Genomic DNA, 15,869 nt, shown 5'->3' with positions numbered 1-15,869 from the left:
AACCCACCGAGGGCGTCTATGAATCATTCACATGTGCCGGGCCTCTGGCCGCCATTCCCGTGGCGACGGATCTGCCCTGTTGCCTCGTGCCGCAACCCCCCGAGGCAGGTCACGGCGCAACACGCACGGTCATCCATTTTGCCACTGCTCCAAGAGGCACGCAATAGGATGTCCCGTGAAGGAGAGTGCGAGGTTGCTCGCACGAAAGGAGCACCGTGAACGCGCACGACAACCAAGAAACCACCGACGCTACCCGGTCGCACCGGGCCATCACGAGCAGCGGCCTCACTCACGCGGAAGCAACCACCTTCGTTAAGCACTCCACGAAGGAGCACTTCTCGAACCTCGTCTCGTTCCTCCTCGTGCTCCTCGCACCCGCCGCGCTGTTTTGGGCGCTCGCGCTCCTTCCCTGGACTGGCGACGACCCCGCCCGCTCAATGATCGTGGGGCTCGCCATCGCGCTCGCACTCGTGATTGCGGGGCTCGTTATTCACTTCGTGCCGGGGAGGCGCCACGGCGTCCTCCAAGCGGTCGAGGAAGGGCACGTGGCAACAACGCCTGCCTCAGCGGCGGTTGCACGCGACCATCACTCGAAAGTCAAGCCCGTCAACGCCGTTCTTGTGGGCTTCGGCGTACTCGCAATCCTGGCCGCACTCGCGTGCGCTGGCCACGCCCTCATGGCGGGGAGCTTGCCTCAGCGCGTTTTCCTCGACATTGGATGCGCGTTTGGCTTCATCGCGATTGCCTTCGCGGCCTTCTATTGGCCCTTCACAACAAGGCGCCTCGTCCGTCACCTCGGAGCCCAGGACCACCCGAAGGACCAGGAACGAGGCGAAGACTAAGAGGGCGCTAGCGGGCTACTCGCGCCCCTCGAGCAGATCTGGCCTGCGCTCGGCAGTGCGCTCGAGTGAACGTTCGCGGCGCCACTTTTGGATGCGCGCGTGGTGGCCGCTGAGCAGCACTTCGGGCACGTCGCGCTGCACGCCATCGGGCGAGGTCCAACGCGCGGGCTTCGTATAGAGCGGGTACTCGAGCAGCCCGCTCGTGTGAGACTCCTCGACGATCGATTCGGGATTGCCCACGACCCCTGGTACGAGCCGCACGATCGCCTCGGTCATCGCGAGAACCGCAACCTCGCCGCCGTTGAGCACGTAGTCACCGAGTGAGCTGAGCGCAACGCGCACACCTTGATCGGCGAGGTACTCATAAACGCGCTCGTCGATACCTTCGTAGCGGCCGCACGCGAAAATGAGCCACGGCTCCTCGGCCCGCTGTTCCGCAGCCCGCTGCGTAAACGGTTCGCCCGCCGGGTTCGGGAAAATAACGAGCGGTGAAGCGGAGCCATCGTCGAACTCCCCCTTCCCCGAGGCGAGCACATCCGCAAACGCTTCCGACCACGGCTCGGGCTTCATCACCATGCCGGCCCCGCCGCCCACGGGCGTGTCATCGACTGTGCGGTGACGATCGTGCGTGTAATCGCGCAAGTTGTGCAGGTGCACATCGATGAGCCCGTCCTTGCGGGCCTTGCCGATGAGGGAAAGCTCGAGCGGGGCGAGGTATTCGGGAAAAATCGTGATGACGTCGATACGCACGAGACGCTAGCCCTTCGCACCATCGCGCTCGCTCAGCGCGTTCTCGGGATCGAAGAGACCGCCGGGAGGATCCGCAACCACGAACCCGCCCTCAATGTCGACTTCGGGCACGAGCTCCTCGACGAACGGAAGCATGACGCGCCGGCCATCCACCGCCCGCACGATCAACAGGTCCTGCGCGGGATAGTGATCGAGCCCGATCACGGTGCCGAGCACTCGGCCATCGTCCGTACGGACTTCAAGCCCCTTGAGTTCCTCCGGGTACCACGCATCCGGATCCTCTTCAAACTCCTCGTCGCGATCCAGCTCGAGTACCAAATCTGCGCCGCGAAGCCCCTCTGCCGCCGTGCGGTCGTGGATCTCGGCGAACTTCACGTACCACCGCCCTTGCTGTGTGCGCGTCGCGGCGAGCGTGAGCTGTTGGGGCGTTCCCTCGCCCCCGTCAACGTCGAAACGGGCACCCTTCACGAGGCGCTCTTCGGGAATATCGGTGCGTACGATGAGCGACACCTCGCCCTTGAGGCCGTGAGCCTTGCCGATTGTGCCCACGACTACCGTCACGTTGTCACTCACCGGCGAGCTCACCTCCGCCGCCCTCGCCGCTCTCGCCCGGGTCCTCGCTCGGGAGGTCAACGGCGCCTTCGTATCCCGCTGCCTCGCACGCCGCGCCGAAACCATCGAGAGTCGAACGTGAGCCGGAGGAGTTCGGATCTCCGTCAAGAACTTTTTGGAACGGTTTTTGGACCTCGGCGAGGGCCTTCTTCACGCCCTCGTCATCGACGTTATCAATCTCGTCCTGGAGAATGTCGTTGAGGTTCTGGACCTTTGCACGATCGGACTTCGGAACATACTTGCCGCGAAAACCAATGGCTTTAAAGGAGTTCGAGGTGAAGACGTTGCCGTTGCGGTATTCGGTGAACAGCTGCGGCTTTGTCGCAAGCTCAGCACACACGAGTTTTGCGGGTTTCTTACCCTTCTCACCGCCACCGCTCGCCCACGTCGCGTGCACCGACATTGGCGCGCACGCCGAGGCGAGACCCTCGAGCGCCCCCTTGAAGGCTTCGGTATCGGCGTCCTTCCCCTTCTCGGATTCAGTCTCGATCCAGTCGGCAACCTTGCCAGCCGCACCCTTAACATCCTCGGTGGATTCGGCAAACGTCCCACGCACATCCTCGGCGGCAGTCTGGAACATGTACTCGTTCGTACCGCCGATCTCAAGGGCACTCGCCCCCATGGCAATCGCCTGGAAGTACTCGGGCGAGACGTAATCTGGGTCGCCAAAAAACTGGGTACACGCGTACTCGGTCGCGGGATCGACCTGGGGCTTCTTCTCTATCGTCGTGACCTCCACGGTGCCACCACCCGAGGGCTCACCGCCTGTCGAACCGATCGCGTCGCACCCGGCAGCGCCGAGCGCCAGAAGTCCCGCTGCGCCGAAGGCAGCGAGCGGGCGAAGAATGCGGGAGAGCTTCATGGAATCCTCACTCACGGGTCTCATAAGGAAAGGCGGCAGCCGCGCCACACTGTAGCGTTGCTGCCGCCTCAAGGTGCGTTGTCACCGTTAGCGCTTGTCGGTGTCCACGATGTCCACGCGAATGTCGTCGTTGGACAGTGCCGTGGTCACGGTGCGCAGCGCCCGGGCCGTGCGACCCGAACGCCCGATCACGCGCCCGAGATCATCGGGGTGAACGCGCACTTCGAGCAGCGGCCCCCGGCGGGTCGACTTTTCCTTGACGCGCACGTCATCGGGGTTGTCGACGATCCCGCACACGAGGTGCGCGAGGGCTTCGGCGCGGGCGCTCATGCTCAGGCCTCTTCGGTGGTCTCTTCGGAAGTCTCGGCCTCGGCACCCTCAGCCGACTCCTCGGAGGACTCGGCGTTCTCGGCAGCCTCAGCGGCTTCCTTCTCAGCGGCGGCTTCGGCCTCAGCCTTTGCCTTGGCGGCCTTGACCTCTTCGCGCTTTTCAGCGGCGGCCTTGTCAGCGGCGGCGATGCGCTCCTCGGCGCTCACCTTTGCTTCCTTGGCTTTGAGGGTGCCTTCGGTGCCCTCTTCACCCTTGAACTTTGCCCACTCACCGGTGACCTTGAGGATCGCGGCGACCTGGTCGCTGGGCTGGGCACCCACGCCGAGCCAGTACTGCGCGCGCTCCGAGTCAACTTCCATGAACGAGGGCTGCTCGTTCGGGTTGTACTTGCCGATCTCTTCGATCACGGCGCCATCGCGCTTCTTGCGCGAGTCAACAACAACGATGCGGTAAACCGGTGCATGGACCTTGCCCATGCGCTTTAGACGAATCTTGACGGCCACGAGGCTGTCTCTCCTTCTGCGTAAGAATGGGTGAGAATCGCGCCGCCCGTGGGGTCAACATAAGCTGCGCTTTCCTCGGCTGGACGTGCCCGGCCGGGTAGAGGGCTCCGGAGCGGGCACATACAAGGGTCAATTATGCCCGAAACCGGCCCCTCAGCGAAAGGCCGCAGCGTGTGCCACCGGGCACAGTTAAGGATCCGACGGCCGCTGCGCCTCCGCCGTTACTCGCCAGACAGCGGCGCCGAGCAATGGTCGGAAATACTGAGCGCAAAGAACCGATCGACGGCGAACGCGGGATAGCCCTCGCCGTCGGCTCCCGCCCCGCTCTCCCAATCGCCGAGCCGTGCGAGCGTGAGCTTTTTACGGAACTGCCTGAGCTTGCGATGCGTCTCGTGCGTATCGCCGGCCGTAGCGATCGCGCGAAAGTCAGCGAAGGCCTTTTCCACGCTCGAGCGTTCGTACAGCCTCACGGTTCCACCAACGGCGCCGGCCTGCGCGTCGGCCCACGTCAGTGGCTGATGCGCCGCGAGAAAGTCATCCACGCAAATCACGAGAGCATTGTGATCGCTGAGCGGATCGGCCCGCAGTTCACGCACGACCGCTTCGAGGGCTTCGTCCACGACGGCTGCCTGGTAGCCCTCACGCATAAGCCCGACGCGCGGGAACGACTGCGCCTCGATACGCTCGGCGAGAGCGAGCGAGCGCTCGACGTCTCCCTCGGTGAGCACGAGTTCCTCATCCAAGGTGTCGAGGAAACGATCGACGTTATCGATGCAGTAGCGCGCGCCACGCCTCGACGTGGGGAATCGAAGTCCCGAGGTGAGAGCGGGAAGGCTACCGGTCGTGACGGTGGACATCGGCTACTTTCCGAGCATCTTGCGAAGTTCTGGGGGAAGCTGATTCATGTCGAGGTTCGACAAGTCGGCGCTGGCGTCGGCGGAATTCCCCACCCCTCCAAACGCGCCCGCGCCGCCGAAGGCCGAACCCTTCTTCTGGGCCTGCTGCTCCGCCCACGCCTTTTCTTCGGCTGCGCGCTTCGCAGGGTTGCCCGAACGGGACTTCTTTTTGTTTTTCTTCGGGGACTGCATGCGTCCGCGGGATTTCTTGCCAAATCCCATGCCCGGCGCCCCGAAACCACCGCCGCCGGCCAGGCCCTTGCCCACCGAGCCCATCATCTTTTGCATCTGCTTGAACTGATCGAGCAGACGATTCACTTCGGTCACGGTCGTGCCGGAGCCCTTTGCGATGCGTGCTCGGCGTGTGCCGTTGATCTCTTTGGGGTTCGCGCGCTCGAACGGCGTCATGGACTGCACCATTGCTTCGATACGCGTGATCATCGAATCGTCGAACTGATCGATCGCCTGCTTGTACTGGCGCATGTTCGGCATCATGCCGAGCATCTTCTTCATCGAGCCCATCGACTTGATCTGCTGGAGCATCGACATGAAGTCGTTGAGGTTGAATTCTTCGCCCTGCGCGAGCTTCGAGGCGACCTTCTCGGCTTCCTCGCGGTCCATGCGCTTTTCAGCCTGCTCGATGAGGGTAAGCACGTCGCCCATATCGAGGATGCGGCTCGCCATGCGGTCCGGGTGGAACCGCTCGAAATCACCGAGTGCCTCACCGGTCGAGGCGAAGAGGATCGGGCGGTCGGTGATACCCGTGATGGAGAGGGCCGCGCCACCGCGTGCATCGCCATCGAGTTTCGACAGCACCACGCCCGTGAAGCCCACGCCGTCGCGGAACGCTTCAGCGACACGCGCGGCATCCTGGCCGATCATCGCGTCGACGACAAAAAGGGTGTTGTCGGGGTTGACGGCATCGCGGATATCCCGCGCCTGCTGCATCATTTCTTCGTCGATGCCGAGGCGGCCCGCGGTATCAACGATCACAACGTCGTACTGCTCGTGCGCCGCCGTCGCGACACCGTCGAGGGCAACGACAACGGGGTCCCCCACGCCATTGCCGGGCTCGGGGGCGAACACCTTGACGCCTGCCCGCTCACCGACGATCTGGAGCTGGTTGACGGCATTGGGGCGCTGGAGGTCGGACGCAACGAGGAGCGGCGTGTGGCCCTCGTCCTTGAGGTACTTGGCAAGCTTGCCGGCGAGCGTCGTTTTACCGGCACCCTGGAGACCCGCGAGCATGATCACGGTTGGCGGGTTCTTCGCGAACTGGAGCTGGCCGGTCGCACCGCCGAGAACCTCGACGAGCTCAGCGTGGACGATCTTGACGACCTGCTGCGCGGGGTTCAGCGCCTTCGAGACTTCTGCGCCGAGGGCGCGCTCGCGCACGCGCGCGGCAAACTGCCGAACGACGGGGACTGCGACGTCCGCGTCAAGCAGTGCGCGGCGGATCTCACGCACGGTCTTGTCGATATCGGCCTCGGTGAGGCGGCCCTGGCCACGCAGGCCCTTGAGGGTCTTACTAATGCGATCGGAAAGATTGTCAAACACGAAAAAATAGCCTCGGGAAACTTGGGGCGGCGAGCGAGGTGACGGCGCGCACCCGTGGGGGCGCACCTCGCGAGCCGGAGCGCACCCATTGTAACGGGGGTCGGTGCCCTCCGGCTCGCGTGAAAGGGGTGAGGGGAACTACTCGAGGAGTGCGTCCACGAACCCGTACGGGTCGAACGGCGTGAGGTCGTCCATGCCTTCACCGAGACCCACGAGCTTCACGGGCACACCGAGCTCGCGCTGGACGTTGACGACGATGCCGCCCTTCGCGGTGCCGTCGAGCTTCGTGAGCGCGATGCCCGTGACGTTCACGGCCTCCGCGAACACGCGCGCCTGCTGCATGCCGTTCTGGCCGGTCGTCGCGTCAAGGACGAGGATGACCTCCTGGATCTCGGCCCCCTTGAGTGCCTTCGAGGCGACGCGGCGAATCTTGCCGAGTTCGTCCATGAGCCCCTTCTTGTTCTGGAGGCGACCGGCCGTATCGATCACGACGACATCGACACCCTGGTCGATGCCCGCCTGAACAGCGTCGAAGGCGACCGAGGCCGGATCGGCGTTTTCGCGTTCGCTGCGCACGGTTGTGACGCCCACGCGCTCGCCCCACGTCTGGAGCTGCTCGGCGGCTGCGGCACGGAATGTATCGGCAGCCCCAAAGAGTACGGTGCGGCCTTCGGCGATGAGAACGCGACCGAACTTACCGGTCGTCGTCGTCTTTCCGGTGCCGTTGACGCCGACCATCATGACGACGCTCGGCACCATCGAGCCGTCGGGCGCCTCGATCGCGCTCGCCGCGAGTCGACGGTCGAGGCCGGGGTTCACGAGCTTGACGAGTTCTTCACGCAGAATCTCGCGGACCGCGTCGGGGTCCTTCGTGTTGAGCACCTGCACGCGGTCGCGCAGCGCCTCCATCAGTTCGTCGGTCGCATCGGGGCCGAGGTCGGCCATGAGGAGGGTTTCCTCGATCTCGTCCCACGTGTCCATGTCGATATCGCCGCTCGTGAGCAGTGCGAGGATGCCTCGGCCAATCGATCCGGAACGCTGGAGACGCTCGCGAAGGCGCACCATGCGATCGGCGGTCGGCTCAGGAGTCTCGACGGGGGCGTGCGGCTCGGCTTCGACGTCCGCCTGCTCGACTTCCTCGGCCGGAGCAACCGGCTCGGCGGGCTCGACGGGTTCGACGGGGTCGACCGGCTCAGCAGTTTCAACGGGTTCGACCGGCGCGACGGGCTCGACCGGTTCAACGGGTTCAGCGGGCGCCACGGGCGCGGCAGGGGTGGCCTCGGCTGTGTCCGACGCCTGCACGCCGCCCTCGTGCGGCACTTCGGCGTCGACGGGAGCCTGAGAGGCGTCGGCCCCCTCCTCCTCTTCGCTTCCCGCTTCGCGCGCGGGTTTCTTAGCAGGCGCCGAAAGCGACTCCCCCCACGTGGGGGCGGCGGGACGCTCCGGCTTTGCGGCTTCCTTGCGCTCGCCCTTGGCGTCTTTCTCCGGCGCCTCTTTGCCGTCGGTGTCACTTCCCGACGGCCGCGTGAGCGCCCACAACCCCGCCGCGATAACGGCGACACCGCCGCCGCTTGCGACGAGGGTCAATATCAGTTCGTTTAAGTCCATTAGCCCTCCCTTAACCAGCCACGCACGTGAGGGCGCGCGGCAAAGACTTCCTCGCTAGTGTACGAAAACGCCCGCGCAATCGCGGGCGTGGCTGTGGTGAGACGATGCGCGTGCAGCACCTCATGAAGCGAGACGCAACGGCTCGCTCTCTGCTTCGGCTTGATCGGTATTTGATGAGTCACGATCCGTGCGCGATGCGGCGCTGCGCCCTTCACGCTCACGCAGGGGCCAGGCTTGAACGGGCACGCTCGCGCGCATTGACGCCGAGGGGGTACGGCTCACTGACTTCGGCGAGCCCTTTGAACGCGAGGGAAGATTGCCCGACTTCTTCTGCGACATCACAACGACGGCGATGAGCCCCGCGGCCAGTGCGACGGCCACAAGCATGAAGAGGATGACAGATTCCATACCTGAAATTTTACCTCACCTTTACTCGAAAGATCGCGAGCGAAGGCCGTGAGTCCTGAATCTACGTGTGTTCTTCGCGATAGCGAATCCCGTACGAAGCCTCGACCTCACGCGCGCGTCACGCCGAGAGAGCCGGGAACCAAATAGCGATCTCGCGCGCGGCCGATTCGGGCGAATCCGAACCGTGGATGAGATTCTCAATCACGGGCTTATCCCAGGCGCGACCCAGGTCACCGCGGATCGTGCCGGGGGCGGCCTCCGTCGGCTTTGTCGCCCCCATGAGCGTGCGCATCCCCGCGATGCACTCCTCCCCCGCGACAACCAGCGCAACAAGCGGACCCGAACTCATGAAGTCGAGCATGGGCGGGAAGAATGGCTTGCCCTCGTGCTCGGCGTAGTGCGCTGTGAGCTCCTCGAGGCTCGCAGCGCGCTGGTCGAGCGCGAGAATCTCGTAGCCCTTTTGCTCGATGCGGCGGATGATCTCGCCGCGAAGCTGGCGCTTTACGGCATCGGGTTTAAGAAGAATGAGCGTGCGTTCTTGTGTCATGCACCTCACCCTAGCGTGCCTCGGTGTCCTCTCCTAGAACGCGCCGATCGATCGCATCTTTCTCGCGGTCAAGCTGGCGCCCTTTGACGACGCCGAGCCAGTACAGCAGCGCAAAAAGCAGACCGACGACGTACATCGCGGGGACGAAAAGCCCGAGCAGGATAAACGGGACCTGGAGTGCAAGGCCGAGCCAATACGGCCATGCCTGTGACGATGAGAGCAGCCTCGCCGCGACGATCATGGCCGCGAGCAACGAGAGCGAAAGAATCCAGCTTGCGAGCCGAGTATCGGGGGCGAGACCGTGGGCGACGAGGCCGGCAAAAAGGGCCACGAAGCCTTCGCACGCGAGGGTCGTCGCACACAACATCCGCTGCGCGCCGGACTTGCGGGTCGAGGGGGTGATATCCATGCCGCTCACTTCCCCACGCGCCCCAGGAGCTGGCGCACTTCTGCCGCGAGAGTGATGGAGCCGGTCGCAACGATGCCTGCGAAATCGTCGCCTTCCTGCTCGGCTGCATCAACGGCGGCTTGGATCGCATCGGGCAGGCTCGCCTGCTCAATGACGCGGTCCTCGTCCCCGAAGATGTCGCGCGCCTCCATCGCGAGCAGGTCCGTGGGGATTGCGCGCGGCGACGTGCTCTCGGTAATGACGACGATGTCGAAGAGCGGTTCGAGGATCGCGAGGATCTCGCTCGCGTCTTTCTCCTTGAGAATGCCCACGATCCCCACGGTGCGTGTAAACCGGAAGCTCTCTCGCACGGTTTCGACGAGAACCTCGGCTCCCGCGGGGTTGTGGGCGGCATCGACGAGGATTGTCGGGGCCTGGCGCACGACTTCGGCGCGACCCGGGGATGTCACCCGCTCGAGGCCCGCGCGGACGAGATCGCCGTCGAGTGGGGCATCACCACCCGTGAGGAGCGCCTCCGCCGCAGCGATCGCGAGGAGCGCGTTGTGTGCCTGGTGGGCGCCCAGAAGCGGAACAAAGACCTCTTCGTAGCGCGCGGCGATCGACTGCACCGCGATCATCTGCCCGCCGACCGCGGGTACGCGGTCGAGCACGCCGATCTGCTCCCCTTCAATTGCGGCGGTCACGCCGAGCTCGGCGCAGCGATTCTTAAGCACGTCGAGCGCACCGGAGAACTGCTGCGCGGCAATCACCGCGAGCGCGCCTTCCTTGAGGATTCCCGCTTTCTCCCCGGCGATCTCCTCGATCGTCTCCCCGAGGTAGTCCTGGTGATCGAAAGCGATCGGGGTGATCACGGTGACGTCGGGATCGATCACGTTCGTCGCGTCCCAGCGGCCCCCGAGGCCCACCTCGACGATCGCGACGTCGACCGGCGCACTCGCGAATGCTTGGAACTGCATGGCCGTGAGGAATTCGAACATGCTGATTCGCACGCCAGTCTCGGCGAATTCACGGTCGACGACCTCGGCGAAAGGGAGCACGTCTTCGTACGCCTGGACGAAGCCCTCTTCGCTGATGGGCTGCCCATCAAGCGCAATACGTTCGGTGGGCGTGTGCATATGTGGGCTCGTGAGTCTTCCCGTGCGAAGGCCCGCCTCGATAAGGAGCGCTTCGGCGATGCGCGCGGTCGATGTTTTCCCGTTCGTGCCCGCGATGTGGAGGGTGCGGTATGCGCGTTCGGGATGCCCCATGAGCTCGAGGAGGCGCGCTATGCGTGTGAGGCTCGGCTCGATCTCGTTTTCGGGGGCGCGCGATTGCAGATCCGTCCACGCCCTCGTGAACGCTTCGCTGTGCTCGATGCCGCTTGGCCGTGCCATGTCCTGCTTCACTCTGCCTTTCGCGCCGATGATACGTGGGTTTCAGTGTAGTGCGGCCCTGCCGGGGAGGGGATCCGCAGGGGCTGCCCAGGGCTCGGCTCGTGCTCCACACCTCACGGCCGCCCCCAGGCGTCTCGGCACGCACGCGTGGAGTCCGACGGTTGCCTACTCTCAAGTTGAGCACGCGGTCACAGGGACCGGCGCGGTTCACGGGAAGCGCAAAGGGGTAAGGCGTGGGCGATTTTCTGGGCATGGATACCGAACAGGCGCGGGACTCTGCGCGTGCTCTCAACGACCTTGCGGGACGACTCACCGCGGATGCGACTCGCGTGAAAGACGAAGCGGGGGTGGTCGCTTGGGAGGGCGCGGATGCCGAAGCCTTCCGCGCGCGTGTCTCGAGCATTGTCGCACCGGGAATGCACGACGCCGTACGGCAGCTTTTCGCACTCGCGCACGCGCTCGAGAACAATGCGCTCGAGCAGGATGCGGCGTCGAGCGCGAGCGTAGGCGCCGGTTCGGCACCCGCCCTAGGTTCCACGGAAGCGGCGCGTGCGCAGGCACTCGGGCTCGGTGTCCTCGCCGGTGTCGCTAGGAGGATGCGGGGCCTATTTGGCCGCGGATCGAGGTGCGTTCGGGCGATGGGGAGGCCCAATACCCACACGTTCAACAACGAGATCGGCAAAATCGCGCTCGAGGCCATCGACTATGCCAGCGCGCTCGGCAGGAAACACTTCCACAACCCTCGGTTCACGGTCACCCCAACGACCGAACCAAGCACGCTCGTCAGCATCACCGACTACAAGGATTCGCACCCACCGCGCACACTCGCGGACCTGCTCTACTTCACCGAGGAGGCACGCCACGCACGCGACGCGGGCGAAGACCGCGAAAACTATCGTGTGCAGCACTTTCGCACCTCGACGGGAGAAGAAACCTACGTGATGTACATGCCTCCCACCCAGATCGGTATGGGCACGGAAAAGGCGTGGGATGGAACAGCCGGTAACTCGCGCGACTGGGCCTCAAACCTGGGGATGATGGCGGGCATGGACGTCACGACGATGAAGAACGCGCGCGCTGCGCTCGAAGCCGCGGGCGTTCCCAAAGGCGCAAACCTCATGCTCGTTGGACACTCCCAGGGAGGTCTCGCAGCAGTCTCGCTCTCCTCAAAACATGACTTCAATGGCGAAGACGGCTACAACGTCACGGATATCGTCACCTTTGGTTCTCCCGTGGACGCCTACATTCCCGCGCAATCGAACACCAAGGTCTTCGCGATCGCGCACAAGCAGGGGCTTCGACCCTACGCGGACACCATTCTTGGTGGCCCCTCACAAGCGGGAATCTCCTTCACGGTCGACCCTGTTCCGCTCCTCGATCTCGGTGGACTCAACGGCCCGCACTCACCGCAAGTCACCAACATTGATCTCACCCCCGCGACGGACCACGACGCGGGTTTCAACACAGGAATCTCCTTTTTCCAACCGGGGCAAGCGCCGGCGGAAGTGAAGTGGCCGGGCTACGATCTGAGGGCCGTTCACGACTCGCTTCGGCGCCTACCCGACGGCTCGATCGACCCGCACTACGGCTATTACCCAACGCTCCTCGCGCAGCAGGAACTCAATTCCGACCTGCTCGAAGTCAAGGGCGACATCGACGGCCTCTACATGGGCGAAGGCCTCACGCTCGTCGAAGACATAAACGTCCAGTTCGTTCGCGAGCCCGCAACCGCCATCGAGCCCGGCGGCACAAACGATGACGGGGGAATCGACCGCTCGACTCCCCCGCCACCGGATGACCTTCTCGACAAGTGGCGTTAAGCGCGCTTCACCTGAACGGTAACGCTCGCCCCGGTGACCTTCTCGGTCGTCTCGAAGTCGGCGCCCGCGAACGCACCCTCGCCATACGCAACGCTCGTGGCGAGAACCTCGTGGCAAACGAGGGTCTCGAACGCACGCACGGCCTCGAGAACACTTTCGGATCCCGCAACCGCGAGCGAAATGCGGTCCGAAACCTCGAAGCCTGCCTCGCGGCGAGCGGACTGCACCACACGCACGACGTCACGCGCAAGGCCCTCGGCCTCAAGCTCGGGGCTCACGCGAGTGTCGAGAACGATGAAGTCACCACCGCGCAGAACCCCGATTGAGCGGCCTTCCGCATCCGAGCTATCGCCCGCGACAAGGTCGAGCGTGTACTCGCCCTCGACGAGGTCGAGGCCGCCCGAGGTGACGGTGCCGTCCTCGGCGACGCTCCAGTCGCCGCTCTTCGCGCCCTTGATCGCACGCTGCACGTCCTTACCAAGGCGCGGGCCAGCGACGCGGGCATTCACGCTCAAGCGCTGCTCGACGCCCATCTTTCCGGCCTCCTCGCTCGCGACATCGAGCAAGCGCACGGCCTTGACATTGAGCTCATCGCGGATGATGTCGGTGAACGGCTCGAGGCGTGCAGCATCGGCCGCCACGACGGTCAGCTCCGCGAGCGGGAGGCGGGCACGCAAGCCCTCCTTCTTGCGCAGCGCGTTGCCCTGCGAACACACCTGGCGCACGGCGTCCATCTCCTCGACGAGCGCGTCATCCGCGGGGAACAGGGAAGCATCGGGCCAATCGGTGAGGTGCACGCTCCGCTCACCCGTGAGCTCACGGTAAATTTCCTCGGTCACGAGCGGAAGCAGAGGCGCGGCAACCCTCACGAGGGTCTCGAGGCACGTGTAAAGCGTGTCGATCGCCGCTTCATCGCCCTCCCAGAAACGCTCGCGGGAACGGCGCACGTACCAATTCGTGAGCGCATCTAGGTACTGGGCGATCGCTTCACCGGCATCAGCAATCCGCAACTCGTCGAGGCAGTCCTGCGCCTCGCGGACGAGTTGCCCCGTACGCGCAAGCAGGTAGCGATCCATGACGTCCTCGGAGTCATAGCGAACCTTGGCCTCGTAGCCGGTCGGCTTACCGTCGGAATCCTTCTCCCCCGCCGCGTTCGCGTACAGAGCGAGGAAGTACCAGGTATTCCACAGCGGAAGAACGGCCGTGCGAACCGCATCGCGAATGTTGCTTTCCGCGACCACGAGGTTGCCGCCGCGCAAAATCGGCGAATTCATGAGGAACCAGCGCATCGCGTCCGCGCCGTACGAATCGTACATTTCGCGCACGTCCGGGTAGTTCCTGAGCGACTTCGACATTTTGTTGCCGTCGTCGCCAAGGACGATGCCGTGGCAGATGACGTTCTTGAAGGCCGGGCGATCGAACAGTGCGGTTGAGAGCACGTGCATGACGTAGAACCAGCCGCGGGTCTGCCCGATGTATTCGACGATGAAGTCGGCAGGGTTGTGCGAGTCAAACCACTCTTCGTTGTCGAAGGGGTAGTGCACTTGCGCGAACGGCATCGAGCCCGAGTCGAACCACACGTCGAAAATGTCCTCGATGCGCCGCATGGTTGACTTGCCCGTCGGGTCGTCGGGGTTGGGGCGCGTGAGGTTATCGATGTACGGACGGTGGAGGTTCACCTCGCCGTTCTCGTCGCGCGGAAGCTCACCGAAGGCTTCCTCGATCTCCGCGAGCGAGCCGTACACCTCGATGCGCGGGTAGTTCGGGTCATCGCTCTTCCACACGGGAATGGGCGTACCCCAGTAGCGGTTGCGAGAGATTGCCCAGTCGCGTGCGCCTTCGAGCCACTTTCCGAACTGGCCGTGCTTCACGTTGCCGGGAACCCAGTTGATCTCCTCGTTCAGTTCGAGCATCCGCTCGCGCTGATCTGCAACCTTCACGAACCACGAGCCGACGGCCTTGTAGATGAGGGGGTTGCGGCAGCGCCAGCAGTGCGGGTAACTGTGCACGTAGCTCTTCTCCTGGAAGAGCCGGCCATCTGCCTGAAGAAGGCGGATGAGAGGGCGATTAGCCTCAAACACCTGCAGACCCACGATCGAATCGAGCGCAGTCCCGCGGAACGTCTCGAGGAACTTTGCGCCTTCGTCGACGCTCACCACCACGGGGATGCCGTATTCGGCGTTGATTTTCTGGTCGTCCTCACCGTACGCGGTTGCCTGGTGCACGATGCCCGTACCGTCGCTCGTCGAGACGTAGTCGGCGACAGTGATGATCCAAGCCTTCTCGAGGCCCCACTTTTCGCGGTCCTGTGCGTACACGTCCCACAGCGGGGTGTACTCGACGTATTCAAGTTCGGAACCGGCATACACACGCTCGCCGAGAGCCGCGAGAACGTCCTCTTCACCGTCGTAGCCGAGTTCCTTCGCGAACGCGCCGGCGAGATCCTTCGCGAGGAGGTAGGTCGCACCACCGGCGGGGGTGCCGTCGGAACTTCCGTTCGGGCCCGCCGGAACCGTCACGTACTCGACCTCCGGGCCCACCGCGAGCGAGAAGTTCGTGGGGAGGGTCCACGGGGTCGTCGTCCATGCGAGAGCCTTGACGCCGTCGAGTGCGAGCTCGGCCGCCTTCTGGCCCGTGAGCGGGAACGTCACGACGACGGAGGCATCCTGGCGGTCCTTGTACACGTCGTCGTCCATGCGCAGCTCGTGGGAGCTCAGCGGGGTCTGGTCAACCCAGCAGTACGGGAGAACCTTGTAGCCCTCGTACGCGCGGCCCTTGTCGTAGAGCTGCTTGAACGCCCACAGCACCGACTCCATGAACGTCACGTCGAGCGTCTTGTAGTCGTTGTCAAAATCGACCCAGCGCGCCTGACGCGTCACGTAGTCGATCCATTCGTTCGCGTACGTCAGCACGGAGCCGCGCGCGGCATTGTTGAATGCCTGCACGCCCATCTCTTCGATTTCGCGCTTCTCGGTGAGGCCAAGTTCCTCCATCGCCGCGAGCTCGGCGGGAAGGCCGTGGGTGTCCCACCCGAAACGGCGCTCCACGAGGTTGCCGCGCATGGTGCGGTAGCGCGGGACGACGTCCTTCGCGTAGCCGGTGAGGAGGTGGCCGTAGTGCGGCAGGCCGTTCGCGAACGGCGGGCCGTCGTAGAACACGAACTCTTCGGCGCCCTCGCGGCGACGAATGGATTCGGCGAATGTGTCGTCCTCTTTCCAGAAGGCGAGCACCTCGTCCTCGAGCTTCGGGAGATTTGGTGAACTCGTGAGGCTCTTACCGTTCTTGGGGTATGCCATGCGCGCTCCTCGGCTTTATGCGTGACCTGGGGCCACGACCTAGCTGTGTAGTCTTC

General features: G+C 64.3%; 15 protein-coding genes. 2 read left to right on the top strand and 13 right to left on the bottom strand.

The window, feature by feature from the left end; all coding sequences use genetic code 11:
• Window positions 1-215 precede the first annotated feature (215 nt).
• Window positions 216-842 carry a hypothetical protein gene (locus tag E6X30_RS07305; protein ID WP_016663062.1) on the top strand — a complete coding sequence of 209 codons (627 nt, stop codon included), beginning with the start codon at window positions 216-218 and terminating at the stop codon, window positions 840-842.
• A gap of 15 nt (window positions 843-857) precedes the next feature.
• On the opposite strand, the gene trmD is transcribed toward E6X30_RS07305, so the two are convergent.
• The 12 genes from trmD to E6X30_RS07245 all read right to left on the bottom strand — a co-directional run bounded on the left by trmD (window position 858) and on the right by E6X30_RS07245 (window position 10,697).
• The gene (gene trmD / locus E6X30_RS07300) at window positions 858-1,592 is read right to left on the bottom strand and encodes a tRNA (guanosine(37)-N1)-methyltransferase TrmD (protein ID WP_016663063.1); all 735 of its coding nucleotides are present in this window, start codon (window positions 1,590-1,592) and stop codon (window positions 858-860) included.
• Window positions 1,593-1,598: 6 nt separating this feature from the next.
• Window positions 1,599-2,165, bottom strand: coding sequence for a ribosome maturation factor RimM (gene rimM / locus E6X30_RS07295; RefSeq protein WP_232049674.1), 567 nt, complete (start codon window positions 2,163-2,165; stop codon window positions 1,599-1,601).
• Entirely contained in the window at window positions 2,158-3,081 is a 924-nt protein-coding gene (locus E6X30_RS07290) for a hypothetical protein (RefSeq protein ID WP_147594857.1), read from the bottom strand. The genes rimM and E6X30_RS07290 overlap by 8 nt, the downstream gene beginning before the upstream one ends.
• A gap of 72 nt (window positions 3,082-3,153) precedes the next feature.
• On the bottom strand, window positions 3,154-3,396 hold the full coding sequence (locus tag E6X30_RS07285) for an RNA-binding protein (protein WP_016663066.1): 243 nt from the start codon (window positions 3,394-3,396) through the stop codon (window positions 3,154-3,156).
• A gap of 2 nt (window positions 3,397-3,398) precedes the next feature.
• Entirely contained in the window at window positions 3,399-3,899 is a 501-nt protein-coding gene (rpsP, locus tag E6X30_RS07280; RefSeq protein WP_016663067.1) for a 30S ribosomal protein S16, read from the bottom strand.
• A 221-nt stretch (window positions 3,900-4,120) separates the two neighbouring features.
• The gene (locus tag E6X30_RS07275; protein WP_016663068.1) at window positions 4,121-4,756 is read right to left on the bottom strand and encodes a hypothetical protein; all 636 of its coding nucleotides are present in this window, start codon (window positions 4,754-4,756) and stop codon (window positions 4,121-4,123) included.
• A gap of 3 nt (window positions 4,757-4,759) precedes the next feature.
• A complete protein-coding gene (gene ffh / locus E6X30_RS07270; protein ID WP_070435772.1) occupies window positions 4,760-6,352 on the bottom strand; it encodes a signal recognition particle protein in 1,593 nt (530 codons plus the stop codon).
• A gap of 138 nt (window positions 6,353-6,490) precedes the next feature.
• Window positions 6,491-7,960, bottom strand: a complete 1,470-nt coding sequence (ftsY, locus tag E6X30_RS07265) for a signal recognition particle-docking protein FtsY (RefSeq protein ID WP_316335972.1) — start codon at window positions 7,958-7,960, stop codon at window positions 6,491-6,493.
• 120 nt (window positions 7,961-8,080) lie between these two features.
• Complete coding sequence (locus E6X30_RS07260) at window positions 8,081-8,368, bottom strand: hypothetical protein (RefSeq protein ID WP_070435770.1); 288 nt, start codon at window positions 8,366-8,368, stop codon at window positions 8,081-8,083.
• A 118-nt stretch (window positions 8,369-8,486) separates the two neighbouring features.
• Window positions 8,487-8,915, bottom strand: coding sequence for a nucleoside-diphosphate kinase (ndk, locus tag E6X30_RS07255; protein ID WP_070435769.1), 429 nt, complete (start codon window positions 8,913-8,915; stop codon window positions 8,487-8,489).
• Window positions 8,916-8,925: 10 nt separating this feature from the next.
• Window positions 8,926-9,324, bottom strand: a complete 399-nt coding sequence (locus tag E6X30_RS07250; RefSeq protein ID WP_016663073.1) for a DUF4233 domain-containing protein — start codon at window positions 9,322-9,324, stop codon at window positions 8,926-8,928.
• Between the two features lie 5 nt (window positions 9,325-9,329).
• Entirely contained in the window at window positions 9,330-10,697 is a 1,368-nt protein-coding gene (locus tag E6X30_RS07245) for a folylpolyglutamate synthase/dihydrofolate synthase family protein (RefSeq protein ID WP_316335971.1), read from the bottom strand.
• A 233-nt stretch (window positions 10,698-10,930) separates the two neighbouring features.
• Between E6X30_RS07245 and E6X30_RS07240 the strand changes: the two genes are divergently transcribed.
• The gene (locus E6X30_RS07240) at window positions 10,931-12,517 is read left to right on the top strand and encodes a hypothetical protein (RefSeq protein ID WP_316335970.1); all 1,587 of its coding nucleotides are present in this window, start codon (window positions 10,931-10,933) and stop codon (window positions 12,515-12,517) included.
• Here the strand turns inward: E6X30_RS07240 and ileS are convergent.
• The gene (ileS, locus tag E6X30_RS07235) at window positions 12,514-15,813 is read right to left on the bottom strand and encodes an isoleucine--tRNA ligase (protein WP_316335969.1); all 3,300 of its coding nucleotides are present in this window, start codon (window positions 15,811-15,813) and stop codon (window positions 12,514-12,516) included. The two genes, E6X30_RS07240 and ileS, sit on opposite strands and share 4 nt — an antisense overlap.
• Window positions 15,814-15,869: the final 56 nt, after the last annotated feature.

The sequence above is a fragment of the Dermabacter sp. genome (genome assembly GCF_032550575.1).
GTDB classification, from domain to species: domain Bacteria; phylum Actinomycetota; class Actinomycetes; order Actinomycetales; family Dermabacteraceae; genus Dermabacter; species Dermabacter hominis.
This window is presented reverse-complemented; position numbering and strand designations above follow the sequence as displayed.

Bases quoted from the DNA above. Each gene is read 5' to 3' on its own strand.
- E6X30_RS07285 (WP_016663066.1), bottom strand. From the start codon at position 3,396: ATGAGCGCCCGCGCCGAAGCCCTCGCGCACCTCGTGTGCGGGATCGTC.
- E6X30_RS07275 (WP_016663068.1), bottom strand. From the start codon at position 4,756: ATGTCCACCGTCACGACCGGTAGCCTTCCCGCTCTCACCTCGGGACTT.
- ftsY (WP_316335972.1), bottom strand. From the start codon at position 7,960: ATGGACTTAAACGAACTGATATTGACCCTCGTCGCAAGCGGCGGCGGT.
- E6X30_RS07260 (WP_070435770.1), bottom strand. From the start codon at position 8,368: ATGGAATCTGTCATCCTCTTCATGCTTGTGGCCGTCGCACTGGCCGCG.
- ndk (WP_070435769.1), bottom strand. From the start codon at position 8,915: ATGACACAAGAACGCACGCTCATTCTTCTTAAACCCGATGCCGTAAAG.
- E6X30_RS07250 (WP_016663073.1), bottom strand. From the start codon at position 9,324: ATGGATATCACCCCCTCGACCCGCAAGTCCGGCGCGCAGCGGATGTTG.
- E6X30_RS07245 (WP_316335971.1), bottom strand. From the start codon at position 10,697: ATGGCACGGCCAAGCGGCATCGAGCACAGCGAAGCGTTCACGAGGGCG.
- ileS (WP_316335969.1), bottom strand. From the start codon at position 15,813: ATGGCATACCCCAAGAACGGTAAGAGCCTCACGAGTTCACCAAATCTC.